Origin of the sequence: Priestia sp. YIM B13490 (assembly GCF_042787735.1) — a bacterium.
Taxonomy (GTDB): Bacteria; Bacillota; Bacilli; order Bacillales; family Bacillaceae_H; genus Priestia; species Priestia megaterium.
Window position 1 is genome coordinate 201,161 of sequence record NZ_JBHZOT010000007.1, and the last position, 14,857, is coordinate 216,017.

Genomic DNA, 14,857 nt, shown 5'->3' on the forward strand with positions numbered 1-14,857 from the left:
TTTATGAATAAAGGAGCTTTGATCTATGTCTAAGATTTCTCTAGCAGAGGCTGTGAAATTGAAAAGTGTATTATCAAAACGAATACATGAATTAGAAGAAGAGATGGACCGAGTTGCATTTGTAGAGATCGAAAAAGGGGAGAAGATTCCTCCTCAGGCTCGATCACTATCTGATGTTGAACAGGATTTAGAGGACATTCGAAAGGATTTGCGTCTACTTGATAAATTAATGTATCAAGCCAATATTCAAAATAATATTACTTATAATGAACACAAACTAACAATTGTAGAAGCGATTGAATATGCCACTCAATTACGTGCTAAAGCAAGAAAATATAAGGAGTTTGGTTCATCATCTAAAGAAGAATATCCTTACTACGGAGAAGGGGTATCCATTATTAAAGTGGCTACATTTGATCCTGAAGAATATCGTCTAAGAGGGCTAGAGGTTGAAAAGAAAGCAAATAGATTATCAAATTTAATTAACGCTAAAAACTATCAAATAGAGTTAGAGTTTGATGGAGATAAATATTTTTAACCCTTGAAGAGGTGAGACTCCCTTCAAGGCATAGAAGGAGAATGTTTAGTGTACTCAAAGTACTATTGTGATGGCAAGTGATAAAACCAATAATCCAATGACCCATTACACTGTTACTATTTACCAATAACCAACTATAGCAATGGACGGTCGATGACCAATACCTCCTTGTTTTTAACTCCTTCTATGGTGCCCTTACTTGTAAGTTAAGTAAGGGCCTTATTTATCTTATTTTTATTAGAAAGCTTTCAGTATAATAACACCTGTAATAATAAGAGTAACCGAGATAATCTTTCTTTTGTTTTTTGATTCCTTAAATATATAAATACCTAACAGCGTTGTACTAACAATCGTCAGCCCTGCCCATATAGCAAAAACAATTCCCATTTCAAAATAGTGCGTCGTTAGAGAAATAAAATAAATACAAGCAATGAAGAGTAGAAATGCGCCTATCGTGGGAACAGTTTGTCTAAAGCCTTTAGATAGTTTTACACACATTTGGCCTGCAATGCCTAAAACTAAGCCCATCGTTAAAAATACGTATCCCATTACGCTGTCCTTCTTTCTTTAGAGCTCCCTTTAATGTTAAGAGAAACTGCACCGATTATAATAAGAGAAACTCCTGAAATTTTAGATAAAGAAATAGTTTCATCAAAAAAGATAATACCTGTGACAACAACAAGTACGGTTGCTCCTCCCGCATACAAAGCACTTGCTACTCCTACTTCACCTTTGGCGTTAAGTAGCATATAAGCAGCAATTGAAGAACAATAAAATAGTATGGCGAGAACAGTAGGAACAAAGTTTGTGAATCCATTTGTAAGATTAAGAAAAAATACTGCGATTACCTCCAAGATGATGGCAAGAAACAATAGTAAATAAAACAATTAGATCTCCTCCTTTCAGTCGCCTCATTTTAAGAACTTTACGTAATTGCTACTAAATAGTTGCAGTAGCACTCGGATGTCATTATTTTATCTAGAGCTTGATATCTTGTAAAATAATGATAAATGATTATAGATATCACTATTATTAATACCTAAATGAATGTAAGTGGAAAGGAGGATGTTTATGGAAGTAGAAGATATACGCATATTTATGGCTGTAGCAGAATACGGCAGTGTAAGCCTTGCCGCTGATAAGCTAGGCTATGTCCAACCAAATGTAACAGCACGTATTCGGTCTCTTGAACGAAAAATTGGACACCCATTGTTTCATCGTCACAGACGAGGAATGACATTAAATGTAGAAGGTCGAAAACTTTTAACATATGGAGAACAAATGATGCGGCTGATGGATGAAATACAGAAAGCATTTCAAGATGAGCGTAACCTTGTTGGATCATTATGTATTGGATTAGTTGAAACGGTAGTAGGGTTTCCTGAAATCATTTCTTCCTATCATAATAAGCACAAAAATGTGGATATTTCTCTAGTATCAGGAGTAAGTACACAATTAATAGAGAAAGTTCTTAAGTTTCAGTTAGACGGGGCATTTGTAGCAGAACCAGTAAATGTGTCAACGCTTGATCAAATTCCAGCTTTTGATGAAGAAATTGTACTTGTATGCAGTGTAAATGAAAAAGGGAAGAAGCAGATTCAGTCTGCCAAAGAGTTACTGCACTTACCATTCATTTTATTTAATGAAGGCTGCCAATATAGAGAAAGACTGCAGCAGTGGTTAAAAGACGAACAAATAGTATTACCAAAAATCATGGAATTTGCTACACTTGAGACGATTATGGGGACAGTAGTTTCTGGTCTTGGTGTGACACTTATAGCCCGGTCATTAGCGGAAAGATATGAGCGGGAAGGGTTAGTACAACTCTTTTCAATACCTGAACCTTACAGAAACCTCAGGATTGTGTACGTTCGTCGCTCCGACTCCTATCTAGGAGTAACTGAGGGCGAATTTATAAAGACAATCAGCGAAGTAAGAGAAGGGAAAAATCAGAGAACGAATTGAATCGATTATAAAAGATATAAACGAACACACGATTGTAGAAAGAGTTGACTCGGACGAAGTAGGAGGGCTAAAGATCTTTTTATCTCAAGGTTATTTATTGGAGGTATTTCCAGATACGTCAGAAGACGATGAATACAGTGAGTTCTGGAGACTTTTCAACCGGAAGGAAGACACCCCTCACTTTGTTGTCACAGGAAATGGTGTTAAAAACGAGTAATCCTATAATTAAAGAAACGAAAAAAGCACAAACCCGTTGGAACCAAACGTTTTTGTGCTTTTTTCTTATTTTATAATTGAGTTACATATAATCATAAGCGGAATCATCAAAATAGAGCCAGTGATAATATTCAACCTGCGGATCTGTCATCTTCGAAACTTCTTCTTCATTGAATTTTTGATACTCAACTAATTTCTGCACTTTAGAATTTCTTTCCACTTGGCTCATTTTAAATCCTCCTTATAGTTTGAGAAGTAACAATGTATTTAAATATAGAAAGCGTTTTCTTTTTCTTGCTTTTATTATATATCTCAATATGAGATTAAAACAATATCAATTATAGATGATTTTTCAAAAAACAATATAGAAATGGTATCATGGCGTCAGATGGGGACAACAAGGCTTCTGCAATCGAAATTAAATAATGGGTGATTTCCAATGGCAAGGCTAAAAATTTTTTGTTAGTATCGTTGCTTAATCCCTAAAAAACATTGTGATAACTAGCTCTATAAATTAGAAATAAAGCTAGCTGTGTTAAGCTAGCTTTATATTTTTTATGCTGTTTTCCAGAGCCGTAAATTTTCAACTGTCGTTCACTTTGTTATAAAAACTCTTTAACATTTTCATCATGTTACGTCCTGAAGTTCTTGACATTTGATTATTATCTTCATCATCATGAGTACTCAGGTACCAACTTCCTTTGTTATCTTCATTTAATCTATATACCTTATTGGTTCTACTATCTGTATAAAAGTTTCCATCCTTCAGTCTCACACAATCCCCCCTCTACCAAGTGTCTATCCTGTATTATGCCCAAGATATCAATTTTATGAAAAATTTCATATACACAAAAACAGCAGGTTTCTTAATGCGCTTATTATTTTGTAAGTAATCTATAGAGGTGCAAAAATGGTGAAAGTCCATTAAATTTATGTACTGCTAGTAAACCTTAAATTAGTTCTTATTATGATACCTATATTTCCATTTTAAAATTTTATCTATTTTTCTGTATTTGCTATCTTCGGTTCTGTGTGTTACGCTTAGGTTAATTATTTTTGTTCGGTGTAGGATTGAGAGAAGAGAAATCTCTTCCATAGAAATTTTCATCTTAAGATAGTATGGTTGGACAAGGGTAGTAATACAAGTGTGGAGTATTCCACACCAGGAGGCACTATTATGGAACAAGGTACAGTAAAATGGTTTAATGCAGACAAAGGCTTCGGTTTTATCGAAATTGAAGGCGGAGACGATGTATTCGTACATTTCAGCTCTATTCAAGGTGAAGGCTTTAAATCATTAGAAGAAGGTCAAAAAGTAACGTTTGACATCGAACAAGGTCAACGTGGAGCACAAGCTGCTAACGTTCATAAAGTAGCATAATTAAAATGAGTAAAAAAGACTCCACCTAGGAGTCTTTTTTTTACTTTTGGTTTCACTAGCTAACAAAAGACATATTATATCTGATTTTAAAATCTCGTTATAATAGAAAAACCAGCGTTTTAAGTCTGGTTTCTGGGTCATACGAAGGGTACAAGGTATGAACTAGTTAACCATACACTAGAAATACAAAGCAAATATGGCATGTTTGTTCGGTAAGAAGTTTACTTTCAGTTAAAGAAGTGCCGTAAGTTTTTTATAGATTTATACAACAGACGGACATGAATTATTTTTGATGGGGATTAGGAGACGCATCTAAAAGCCGTTCTCCTGTTCTCATTTTATGGCCACATAAAGGACACTTTTGGTGTTTTTGATAAGAGAAATTTTTTCTCATCCAACCATTACATTCTTCTGATTCACATTCCCAAATCTCTATTTGTTCTTTAGGTAAGGGCTCTTGATTTTTCTTCCTATGGTTATAATACATAACTACATCATCCCTCCTCCTAAATAGTATACCTTTTAAAAAAGAAATAGTGAGAACCATATCTTTCTAAATTAAACCACACTTTATAGATCCTATAAAAATTTATAAATACACGGAAGCGCGGATAAAATAAGGTATGAATTCGCCTTGTATAGATACGCTAAAATAAGATGTTCGTGAATAATAACCCTGATTTCCAATACGCAGAAATGAATAAATAATATCTCTCGTTAAAGAGTACTTTTCTCATTTCTGAATTTAAGTAAGAGAAGGAGCACGAAAAAATGAAAAAATTTTCTGATTTTAATTTAAGCAAGGCCATTGAAAAGGCAGTTCATAACTTGGGTTTTGAAGAGGCTACGCCGATTCAGGCTGAATCCATTCCGATAGCTATGACGGGTAAAGATCTAATTGGACAAGCTCAAACCGGTACTGGAAAGACAACAGCTTTTGGCATTCCCCTTATAGAGCGGGTTGAGCTTAGTGAAGAAGGGATTCAGGGAATAGTCTTAGCACCGACACGCGAACTGGCTATTCAAGTAGCAGAGGAGTTAAACCGAATTGGGCAGGTAAAAGGAGTTAAAACGCTGCCCATTTATGGAGGTCAGGATATTAATCGTCAGATCAAAGCCCTTAAAAACAGACCGCATATTATTTCAGCAACCCCAGGACGCCTTAAGGACCATATGAAAAGAAGAACCATTCGTTTAAATCATATTCGTACAGCTGTTCTGGATGAAGCAGATGAGATGTTAAATATGGGCTTTATTGAAGATATCCAAACGATTCTTGGTGGAATCTCTTCTCCCCACCAAACCTTGCTATTTTCAGCAACCATGTCGAAGCAAGTACAAAGTCTAGCCCAGAAATTTATGAACGATCCTGAACTCGTAAAAGTAAAAGCGAAGGAGTTAACGGTAAAGAACATCGAGCAGCAATATATGGAAATTCCAGAGAATCGAAAATTTGATGTTCTTTGTAATCTCGTAGATCTTCAATCACCAGACCTTGCTATTGTGTTTGGACGCACAAAAAAACGTGTGGATGAACTTGCTGAAGGGCTAAAAAAGCGTGGATATGCAGCAGAAGGCATTCATGGAGATCTGACGCAATCCAAACGTGCCGATGTAATTCGTCAATTCAAGAATCATACGATTGAGATTATGGTTGCAACCGACGTTGCAGCAAGAGGACTTGATATTACAGGTGTTAGCCATGTCTACAATTTTGATATTCCTCAGGACCCTGAAAGCTATGTTCATCGTATTGGCCGAACAGGGCGGGCAGGTACTAAGGGATTGGCAGTTACCTTTATAACTCCAAGAGAACGTAATCACTTAAAAGTAATCGAAGATGTCACGAAAACCAAAATGTCTAGACAATCACCTCCTACTTCTAGTGAGGTAATGGCAGGGCATCAGGAAGCAATCATTCACCAGGTTTTGACCGCTATCGACAAGGGGGAGTTTGTGAAATATAAGCCAATGGCGGAAAAGTTATTAGAAGAAGTGGATTCTGTTTCTTTACTGTCAGCCACTTTAAAGCTTTTAACAAAAGAATCAAATATGACCTCTGTCCAATTGTCTGAAGTGGCACCACTTCGTAATAAAAAGGCAAAAACAGAACGTAAGAGAAATAGAGGGAGAAAAGAAACCGTAGGCCGTAAAAAAACATATAGAAAATAATCCCTGATTATTTTTGATGCGAGAAAGGATAATGGCTATGAGTGAGAAAATATTTAGTAATGGAGAAGTAGTAACTATAAGAGTATCGAATGAATTAGTGACAATCTTAAAAAGTCATTATGTAAAAAATATGAAAAGATACTCTTATACAGTCGATAAATACCCAAGTACCTTTTTCTTTGAAGAAGAATTAAAAAAACACGAACTATAATTATTGATGAATAAGTTTTGATATAAAAATCTTTTTAAGTAAAAACAGACTCTGAAAATAGAGTCTGTTTTTTAGTATGGTTTCTTATGCTTTATTTACGTTTGTCGCTTGTGGTCCACGTTGCCCCTGTTCGATATCAAAAGTCACTTCTTGACCTTCATCCAAGGATTTAAAGCCTTCACCTTGAATAGCTGAGAAGTGAACAAACACATCTTCTCCACCTTCGCGCTCAATAAATCCAAAACCTTTGTCAGCATTAAACCATTTTACTTTACCGTGTTCCATTTTTTGTTGCCTCCTAAAATGTAGAAAATAAACCAGATTATCATTAAATCTAGCTTATTTATATATTATCCCAATGGAGACATCTTAAACTTAATTTAATTTGATCTTTTTAACTTTCTGTTATCATCATTCATTCCATTAAAAGGTAATAAGGGCATGACTATATACATCATAATGGAGTTCTCGTGTAAAAACTTCAAAATATTTATAAGTGATCCTCTAAACATGGAAATGATAGAAGTCGAGTATTAGCCACTGTTCACACAATCATTAAGGGCATTGCAGTCATAAATATGAACCTAAATTAGATGCGAGAGCATAATGGGAGCCGTCTGTCCAAAAGAAAGGGAAGTTCACCCAAAAAAATTTTTGAATAGTGGTGTAAAAATACATTCGATTAGATAGAAATCTATATACCTTTTTCATATAAATACAACCTTCGCACTAGAATCAGTAACCTTGTTTCCAAATAAAAAATGACGCCGTTTTAGGCGCCATTTTTTATAGAATAGAGAAGGACACACCCTATGCACGGGCGGTACTCTTAACACATCGTCTTGATTTGATAATACCCAGTGTTTAAATTTACTAAACCTTTGGTTAGGATGCTTTATGCAGAATATCTACGTGTACCTATTAAAATTATTTATTAAATTTCTTTGGAAACTGCTTCACAACTCCTGCAGATATAGTATCTGCCATTAAGATAATATGCGATACTCCTTCATCAATTGCAACGATTCTCGCCTCCCAGTCTCTTTTTAAGCTTGCAGATAAATCATTTGTCACTAATTTTAGATGCGTATACAGTAATTTTTTCAAATCTTCATTTTTAAAATAAGGGTTGGCCTGGCTAAGGAACGCTGCTATATCATCAGCATTTCTATACCATTCTTGGTTTAATTGATTCACCAAGGCTTTCTTTCCCGTTTTAGCCGCATCTACAATCTTGCCAGCAATCACAATATGTTCCTTGAGCAAATCCGTAAGTTTATTCCCAGCTTTCTCTCCGTATATCGGCTTCACAGCATTCCCGATATCTTCTTGATTTTTTAATAACCTTTTCAACACTTGTTTTTGGTCTTCTGATCCTGCTGTTGTTGCACTTGTAATATAATTGCTTGTCCACAGTACATGATCCATCCAAAGTCTTCTCAATTCATTTTCAAACTTTACCTGAGGTTGACTAACACGATGCTCTTGTGTTTCAGCACGAGCACTACTGGGTTCAACCAGCATGTTTAGCGAAAATAACAACATAAATCCCATCAATAATAATCTTTTCATAAAAACGCTCCCTCCAATTTAAACGAGTATGCGCCTTATTATTTGTATATGGGATTTTTTACATTCCTCAAAATGTTACGTTCTAATAATAATTTTTTATAGGGTATCTTTACACTTTCAATCAGCCAACCTAGAGGAAGGGGAAGAGAGAGGATACCTTTTTGTAAGGTTAGAGCAGAAAAAATAAAGCTTTTTTTGTTGACTAACAAAGAAACAATCATTGCCGTCTAATTTCCTTCCAAGTTTTTTGACTCATTCAATTATTTATACATTCTCTAAAAAATGTCTTTAACATAAGAACCTAATGGCAACACTATAAACAATAGTTAGTGAATAGGATTTCTTTGCATAAATTTGGGGTTTTTGCGAGCTGAAACTCAAAAAATACGATAAAGATCAATGAGCTATTCCTTTCACATAAGCTTGTCAGAATACTATCTAGAGAGAGGTCGAACAATATGAAAGTGACGGATACACTTGTTCAATGTTTAGAAAATGAGGGAGTTGAATATATTTTCGGAATACCCGGTAAAGAGACCTTGGATTTTATTGATTCCTTATCCAACTCTAAACAGATTCAATTCGTGAATGTGAGGCATGAGCAAGGAGCTGCTTTTATGGCAGATGTATACGGAAGGTTAACAAACAAAGTAGGGGTATGTTTATCAACATTAGGCCCTGGAGCGACTAATTTATTGACAGGTATATCTAGCGCAAAGCTAGACCATTCCCCTGTTGTTGCTTTAACAGGACAGGCTGCTTTGGGAAGGCAGCATAAAGATTCGCATCAGTATATGGACATTATCAAAATGGTGGAACCGGCAACGAAGTGGGGTGTTCAGATAAAAGATGCACAAACGCTTCCTGAGATTATTCGAAAAGCATTTAAAATTGCACAAATGGAAAAGCCAGGACCCGTAGTAGTAGAATTGCCAGAAGACTTAGCAACTCAAATCGTTCCCATTAAACCTATTTTACCTACATCTATACCCGTAAGCATACCTATATTGGAGTCCATTCAGGCTGCCAATACTCTTATTAAACAGTATGAGAGACCTTTTGTTATTATCGGTAACGGCGCTGTTAGACAGGGAGCCGTGGATGAGCTTCAACCATTTATTGAACGCCTTCAATCACCGGTTACCCATAGTTATATGGCTAAAGGTGTACTGTCTAAAGATCACCCACAAAATTTCTTTACGTTTGGATTTAATGAAAAAGATGAAGTGCTAGCAGGCTTAAAGGAAGCTGATCTACTTATTGTAATTGGGTTTGATCTTGTCGAAAGGTTACCCAAAGAATGGAACACAGAAAAAACATCAATTTTACATATAGATACTTTACCGGCAGAAGTAGATGAATATTACCCTATAGAGGTCGAATTGGTTGGAGATATAAAGCATACTTTACGAGTATTCAATCAGCTTGATATTCCTTCTAAACCATGGATTCCCTCTGGTAATCTCCAGAAACAAATTAAGCAATCTTATCACATTGAAGAGAAAAAGATAGATAGCGATTTGCTGCCTTTGACAATCGAGAATATCTTGCATATTATTGACAAGCTCTCTTCAGAGAAAACAATTGTGATTTCAGATGTGGGAGCTCATAAAGTATCTATAGCCCGAACTTATCAACCTAAAAACCCTAACAGGCTCATTATATCAAATGGTCTAGCTTCCATGGGTATTGCTTTACCAGGCTCAATTGGAGCTAAGCTAGCCTGCCCTAATGATCCAGCTATTTGTATTACTGGAGATGGAGGAGTTTTAATGAATTTTGCTGAAATAGAGACGGCAAAACGCTTAGGGCTTTCATTCATCATTATTGTTTTAAACGACTCTACATTAAAAATAGAGCAGGAAATGATGAACAAAAAGTTTGGTAAGAGCTATGGAGTAACTTTTACAAACCCAGATTTTGTTCAACTGGCAAAAAGCTTTGGAATTAAAGGGGAACAGGCAAATAGTTTAGTTGAATTTGAAAATATAATGAAAAGAGCCTTACAAAGTTTAGATGAGATTGTCCTAATTGACGTTCTTCTAAAAAACTGATTGCGATTTCTCCATTATTTTAACGAGTTATCTTTGTTAAGGGATTAATTTGTAGATTCACTAGGAAATAAATGTTTTTAATTTTTTGAAATAAGCTAAGCTGAGTTCAACCCAAATCCAACTATAAAGGAAAGTAAATACAAAAATTAAACCAGTAGTAGAAAGAGAAAAATTTTTAGAAATCACGGGACCTAGTACTGGGAATTTGAAACCGTACAATAGGGTAATAATCCCAACAGTTAATAGAGTGGCCCCACTTACAACAATGTATAATCTTTTTTTAAAAAAGTAAAAAGCAGCTCCTATGCCCATTCCCAATATTCCTGTTGTAAAAGGAAAAATAATAAGTTCACTTGGCTGGATAATCAGAAGAAGCAGGTTTGTTAGTATATAGGTAATAAATCCTAGAGGGAGCGAAAGTGTAAAACAAAAAAGAATGGGTGCAGTAGAGAATGGACTAATAAAAACTCCTATTCCTGGTAAGAAACCTCCTGCTGATTGAAAAAGGGCTGCTAAGCTGGCGAAAAGAGCGCCTGATACAAGCTGCTTAGTTTTAGATAGTCTATTAAAAAAAAGCTGCGCAGAGTTTACTTCATTTGAAAGAGACTTTAAAAAGTACATGAATTTCACCTCGGTTAACTGTTTTTACATTATAAGGGGTTAAAGAGAGATTTAGATCATTACCTGATATATCAACTCTTACATGTAATATATGAAGAAATTAAGAGGGAGGACTAATAAGTCGCATTTACTTTTAAAGGAATAGGTCATATCCGTTAAGATAAATTTCTTTATCTTTCTAAAGGTATGTACTGTAGCCCATAAAATGAACCTTTTATGGGCTTTATTAATTAAAGGCTTTTTTATTTTCTAGGAAGTTCATTTGTTTATTCCTATAAAATAGCTGGTAAAAAAATTAAGCTATAACTTTTAGGAGAAAATCAATACCCAGTCGAATTTTATAAATATAAGTCATGGAACAATTTCAAAAACAGTACCTTGATTAAAGTCAGACACTTTCATAGAGCCATAAACTCCTAAATAAAGCCTGGTTTGATCCAGATTCGTTCCCAAACTAACGTAGTAAGCTGATTGAGAACCAAAATTATAATCAATTTCCACCACACTAAAATCATTTAGCTTACAATCTGTACCTGCCCTGGTATAAGCTAAAACCCCTTTAACTGGGGATTGAGATTCTTTAACCTGTGCAATATCTGTAAACATAACGCTTCCTGTTAAGCTAGGGATATTATTTCCCATATATGGCTGAACTCCTGTAAGTGAGGTCCCTCCAAATTTATTGGGGCGGGGATCTTTATGAAAATAACTAGTTAAAGGCTGAAGACGTCTCACTGAAGTTTTTACCGCTTCATTGTAATAAGCAATTATTTTCTCATCCAAGGCCGGATTTTCAGAACACCTTTTTATAAACGAAGTTGGAAAATCTCCTTCCCATCCCCGCCAGCCAAGGTTAATAAATCCTTCTTGGCTGGGTTTAGCTCTCATTAAAGAAGCTTGAACAAGTTGAAGAACAGGTATTGGCTTATAATGAACAAATGAAAAAATTGACTCTACTACATCTTGTCCGACATTTCCCACATATTTGATGTACTGATTATAAAATTTTTGAAATGAAATGCCCGTTATATTGCGAACACCCTTAGCAATGAGCGTAAGAGTTTCCTGAATAGGTGAGGGGAGTTCACTAAAACGTGTGACTACGGGTGGATTATGGATAAATGTATTCTTGCCTACATCAATTTCAATTATTTTCCCGTAAATTTCTATATCATTCTGACTTAAGTTAAAGGGGTCATAGCCTGATCCACCATCTCCGGTTGTAAAGATAAGTTTTCCAGTTTCAGGTGAAAAGTTTAAGCTGTTGACACCATTATGATTAAAAAATGGTCTTCTTAAGTTAAGTAACGTCCGTCTTTTTTGAGGCTGAGCATTTGGTTGGAAAGTCCATTCTTCCACTGTATCAATATGATCATATTTAGTTTCTCTATTTATCCACCTTAAGTTTGAAGTTTTAGGATCACACGGGTTAGGTCTATAATGTTCGGAAAGTGCACCTGGGCCTTGTGTTCCAGCTACTGAGTAATGAAGATAAAACAGACCGTTATAATAAAATTCTGGATGGAACGCTAGCCCTAGCAATCCTCGTTCATCATATCCTCCACGGGAAACACCTGGTTCAGACGTACCTAATTTTATGATTCGTGAGCGAATATCTAAAAAAGTCTGTATAGCTTCGTCTCTTATGTAAAAGATCTCTCCTACTTGGGTTGCAATAAATAAGCTTTCAAATGAGTCACCAGGAAGTATAGCTGTTTTCAAAATGGTAGGTAAATTTATCTTACTAACAATAGGCCGTAAACTAACCTTAGCTTTTATCAACTAACTTGACACTCCTTTTTAATGGTTTCTTTTATAAGAATATGATTGTAACTGTTCTATTAGTATCAATACTGTTTTATAAAGTGCGGCAATTTAATGGAGGGACCTAATCGAGAAGCTTCTTTCATAAAACTTATTTAGTTCTGATTAAGCCTGCTATTTTCTTCTCTCAACACTCAAGATTCTCCCAACGTTCATAACTATTTGTGACTCCCCAAAATTGAAATTAAGGAAAAATAATAATTAATTTACAAAAAATAGTGATATTATTTTATAAATTGGAAAAGAATATGACTTATGAAAGGAGTGAATGCAAATGTCTGTGAAAAACTGGTTAATGGGACTATTCGTTTTGTTTGCGATGGTTATCAGTGTGATGACTTCAGGATCACTCGGCGTTTTGGCCGAATCAGACATGGTAAGACAAAAAACCATGGAGGTTCAGTTGAACGATGATTACTTTAATCCAGAAACCATCACTATCCCGAGTGGAAAAACGACAACATTGATATTAAAAAATGAAGGTCAGAAAGAGCATACCTTCACAGTAGAAAAGCTCGGAATTGACGCTGAAGTCCAGCCTGGAAAAGAAAAAACCATTACCGTAAAACCACAAAATCCTGGTACATATGAACTGATATGTAGGTATCATTTTAATAGTGGAATGGTGGGGAAAGTGATAGTCAAATAACAAGCAGGGCCAATGGGTCTCTGCTTTTTGAAGTGAATATAACATACTTTCTTAATTAACATAATGGATTTTAAAGGTATAAATAAACCGTTCACAATTTCAAAAAAGTAATAAATATTTATTTCAAATATATACTAAATGAAGAAAAAGCACAGGAAAGTATAGAATAAAAACAGCATTTATATCCAGGTTATTAAAAAATGTATCCTTAATGAATGAGCAATGAGCATTGTTTAATTAAAAGGAGGAATTTTATATGGGCGATAATCAATCAAATAATTTAGAACAGGTATCAGAGAATAATACAGATGAAACCAAATTAGGTGATCTTGAGAAAGAGTTTGTAACAAAGCCTGCTAAGTCTTCTGATCCTTATCCGCATAAATATTATACTGGAGACATTTCTATAGTTTCTAATGCTATGCCACGAAACGAGAAAGAATAAAAGTTTCTTATATATTAATATATAAGAGAAACTTTAGACCATTTAAGCTTAAGCTCTGTATTTTTTCAGAACCAAAATACATCTCATAAAAAACAGTTATGTTTCATTTAGTATTTTAAATCCAAAGTAATCGCTTTCATTTTTTGTTTTCTCGAAATCATTTGATAGGTTATAATAAATATCTACAAAAATATTAAATGATATGTAAGTAACAAGCAATTACACCCTTAATATTAAAAAAAGAAAAACTCCCTTAACGCACTAGGGGAGTTTTTCTTTTTTAAAATATCCAATATATTCCATTTAAACTCATCAAAAAAGAGGTGTTCACTATGTTGAAGCCCGTTAACTATTCTACTTAATATATGAGTAGGCTACGAAATGTTTATATACCTGTAAATGGGCGATTTACCATATAAGAACATTAATACTTAATTGGAAGGAGAATGAAAAATGAACAATAATACTGAAACCGTTGAAAATAAAGTAGAGGATAAACTAAATGAAATGAGTCAAGAGAAGAAAGACAACATCCTTTCTAGTTTTAACGAATTTAAAAGTTACTTAGGAGATAAAGTCACAAAAGGTGAGAAACTAGGGTTAAATGATAATCAATTAGCTCTAGCAGCTAAAAAAATAGCTGATTATCTCGCAACACATGAGGAGCCACAAAATGAAGAGCAATACTTGTTACATGAGTTATGGAAAGTTGGAAATGAGGAAGAACAACATCATCTTGCTCATATGCTTGTTAAATTAGTTAAAGAATAAGCTAAATCCCTAATAAATTGTTATTTGCCATTATTTATTAGGGATTCAAGTGTATTCAATTAACGTAGCAAAGAGCCACTTGCGTAAAACAATTGGTTCTTTATATTCGTTATGTGTTAGGTAATATCTTTGCAGAAGTAAGAATAAGCCGAGATTGAAATATGGTATCTGCAACCCCTTTTATTGACAACTTATTAAGAATGTATAACTAAAGAAAAGAAATAAAGATCGGTTATTTTCTTCCCTCTTTATTCATTTTCTTTAGAATCTTCCTGGTAATGTTCATTTAAGTATGGGTTCTCTGTCGTAGCAAAATTAACAGATTGAAGGCTAGTTTCAGGATCCATTCCATAATAGCCTTTTAGTTCCGCATTTTCTAGCTCGCCACTTCTGAATTGTGGTTCTTTTTTCTCTTTCATGCTGCACCTCTTTTTTCTT

At 34.7% G+C, this 14,857-nt stretch carries 17 protein-coding genes; 8 read left to right on the top strand and 9 right to left on the bottom strand.

All coding sequences use genetic code 11. From position 1 onward, the window contains the following. The first annotated feature begins 25 nt into the window (after positions 1-25). Positions 26-538, top strand: coding sequence for a DIP1984 family protein (locus tag ACFX4R_RS21010; RefSeq protein ID WP_016766374.1), 513 nt, complete (start codon positions 26-28; stop codon positions 536-538). Between the two features lie 237 nt (positions 539-775). Here ACFX4R_RS21010 and ACFX4R_RS21015 read toward each other — a convergent pair whose 3' ends face one another. Beyond that, positions 776-1,087, bottom strand: coding sequence for a DMT family transporter (locus tag ACFX4R_RS21015; RefSeq protein WP_047932960.1), 312 nt, complete (start codon positions 1,085-1,087; stop codon positions 776-778). Continuing rightward, on the bottom strand, positions 1,087-1,425 hold the full coding sequence (locus ACFX4R_RS21020; protein ID WP_323618816.1) for a DMT family transporter: 339 nt from the start codon (positions 1,423-1,425) through the stop codon (positions 1,087-1,089). The genes ACFX4R_RS21015 and ACFX4R_RS21020 overlap by 1 nt, the downstream gene beginning before the upstream one ends. Before the next feature lie 184 nt (positions 1,426-1,609). On the opposite strand from ACFX4R_RS21020, the gene ACFX4R_RS21025 reads away from it, so the two are divergent. Further along, positions 1,610-2,503, top strand: a complete 894-nt coding sequence (locus ACFX4R_RS21025) for a LysR family transcriptional regulator (protein WP_162214006.1) — start codon at positions 1,610-1,612, stop codon at positions 2,501-2,503. Between the two features lie 298 nt (positions 2,504-2,801). Here ACFX4R_RS21025 and ACFX4R_RS21030 read toward each other — a convergent pair whose 3' ends face one another. Further along, complete coding sequence (locus ACFX4R_RS21030; protein ID WP_013056404.1) at positions 2,802-2,948, bottom strand: BH0509 family protein; 147 nt, start codon at positions 2,946-2,948, stop codon at positions 2,802-2,804. Positions 2,949-3,896: 948 nt separating this feature from the next. On the opposite strand from ACFX4R_RS21030, the gene ACFX4R_RS21035 reads away from it, so the two are divergent. Then, complete coding sequence (locus ACFX4R_RS21035) at positions 3,897-4,100, top strand: cold-shock protein (protein ID WP_013056405.1); 204 nt, start codon at positions 3,897-3,899, stop codon at positions 4,098-4,100. A 283-nt stretch (positions 4,101-4,383) separates the two neighbouring features. Here ACFX4R_RS21035 and ACFX4R_RS21040 read toward each other — a convergent pair whose 3' ends face one another. Continuing rightward, a complete protein-coding gene (locus ACFX4R_RS21040) occupies positions 4,384-4,587 on the bottom strand; it encodes a cold-shock protein (protein WP_043981801.1) in 204 nt (67 codons plus the stop codon). Positions 4,588-4,871: 284 nt separating this feature from the next. Between ACFX4R_RS21040 and cshA the strand changes: the two genes are divergently transcribed. Next, a complete protein-coding gene (gene cshA, locus ACFX4R_RS21045) occupies positions 4,872-6,272 on the top strand; it encodes a degradosome RNA helicase CshA (protein ID WP_165575306.1) in 1,401 nt (466 codons plus the stop codon). A 295-nt stretch (positions 6,273-6,567) separates the two neighbouring features. Here cshA and ACFX4R_RS21050 read toward each other — a convergent pair whose 3' ends face one another. Together ACFX4R_RS21050 and ACFX4R_RS21055 are read right to left on the bottom strand one after the other, a co-directional pair. Beyond that, positions 6,568-6,768: a cold-shock protein gene (locus tag ACFX4R_RS21050; RefSeq protein ID WP_013056409.1), complete on the bottom strand. Its 201-nt coding sequence runs from the start codon at positions 6,766-6,768 to the stop codon at positions 6,568-6,570. A 642-nt stretch (positions 6,769-7,410) separates the two neighbouring features. After that, complete coding sequence (locus ACFX4R_RS21055; protein WP_162214007.1) at positions 7,411-8,055, bottom strand: glycosyltransferase; 645 nt, start codon at positions 8,053-8,055, stop codon at positions 7,411-7,413. Positions 8,056-8,513: 458 nt separating this feature from the next. Between ACFX4R_RS21055 and ACFX4R_RS21060 the strand changes: the two genes are divergently transcribed. Beyond that, positions 8,514-10,109, top strand: a complete 1,596-nt coding sequence (locus tag ACFX4R_RS21060) for an acetolactate synthase large subunit (RefSeq protein ID WP_377570245.1) — start codon at positions 8,514-8,516, stop codon at positions 10,107-10,109. Positions 10,110-10,169: 60 nt separating this feature from the next. Here the strand turns inward: ACFX4R_RS21060 and ACFX4R_RS21065 are convergent, their stop codons facing one another. Then, positions 10,170-10,730: a hypothetical protein gene (locus ACFX4R_RS21065; protein ID WP_043981805.1), complete on the bottom strand. Its 561-nt coding sequence runs from the start codon at positions 10,728-10,730 to the stop codon at positions 10,170-10,172. Between the two features lie 351 nt (positions 10,731-11,081). Beyond that, on the bottom strand, positions 11,082-12,512 hold the full coding sequence (locus tag ACFX4R_RS21070) for a PQQ-dependent sugar dehydrogenase (RefSeq protein ID WP_165575305.1): 1,431 nt from the start codon (positions 12,510-12,512) through the stop codon (positions 11,082-11,084). A 316-nt stretch (positions 12,513-12,828) separates the two neighbouring features. Here ACFX4R_RS21070 and ACFX4R_RS21075 point away from each other — a divergent pair, with 316 nt between their 5' ends. The 3 genes from ACFX4R_RS21075 (at position 12,829) to ACFX4R_RS21085 (ending at position 14,419) form a co-directional block, all read left to right on the top strand. After that, complete coding sequence (locus tag ACFX4R_RS21075) at positions 12,829-13,203, top strand: cupredoxin domain-containing protein (protein WP_043981807.1); 375 nt, start codon at positions 12,829-12,831, stop codon at positions 13,201-13,203. A gap of 256 nt (positions 13,204-13,459) precedes the next feature. Then, positions 13,460-13,648 carry a hypothetical protein gene (locus tag ACFX4R_RS21080; RefSeq protein ID WP_043981808.1) on the top strand — a complete coding sequence of 63 codons (189 nt, stop codon included), beginning with the start codon at positions 13,460-13,462 and terminating at the stop codon, positions 13,646-13,648. 453 nt (positions 13,649-14,101) lie between these two features. Next, positions 14,102-14,419: a DUF3243 domain-containing protein gene (locus tag ACFX4R_RS21085; RefSeq protein ID WP_014460657.1), complete on the top strand. Its 318-nt coding sequence runs from the start codon at positions 14,102-14,104 to the stop codon at positions 14,417-14,419. A 248-nt stretch (positions 14,420-14,667) separates the two neighbouring features. Here ACFX4R_RS21085 and ACFX4R_RS21090 read toward each other — a convergent pair whose 3' ends face one another. Beyond that, entirely contained in the window at positions 14,668-14,838 is a 171-nt protein-coding gene (locus ACFX4R_RS21090; RefSeq protein ID WP_165575304.1) for a hypothetical protein, read from the bottom strand. Between the last annotated feature and the right edge of the window lie 19 nt (positions 14,839-14,857).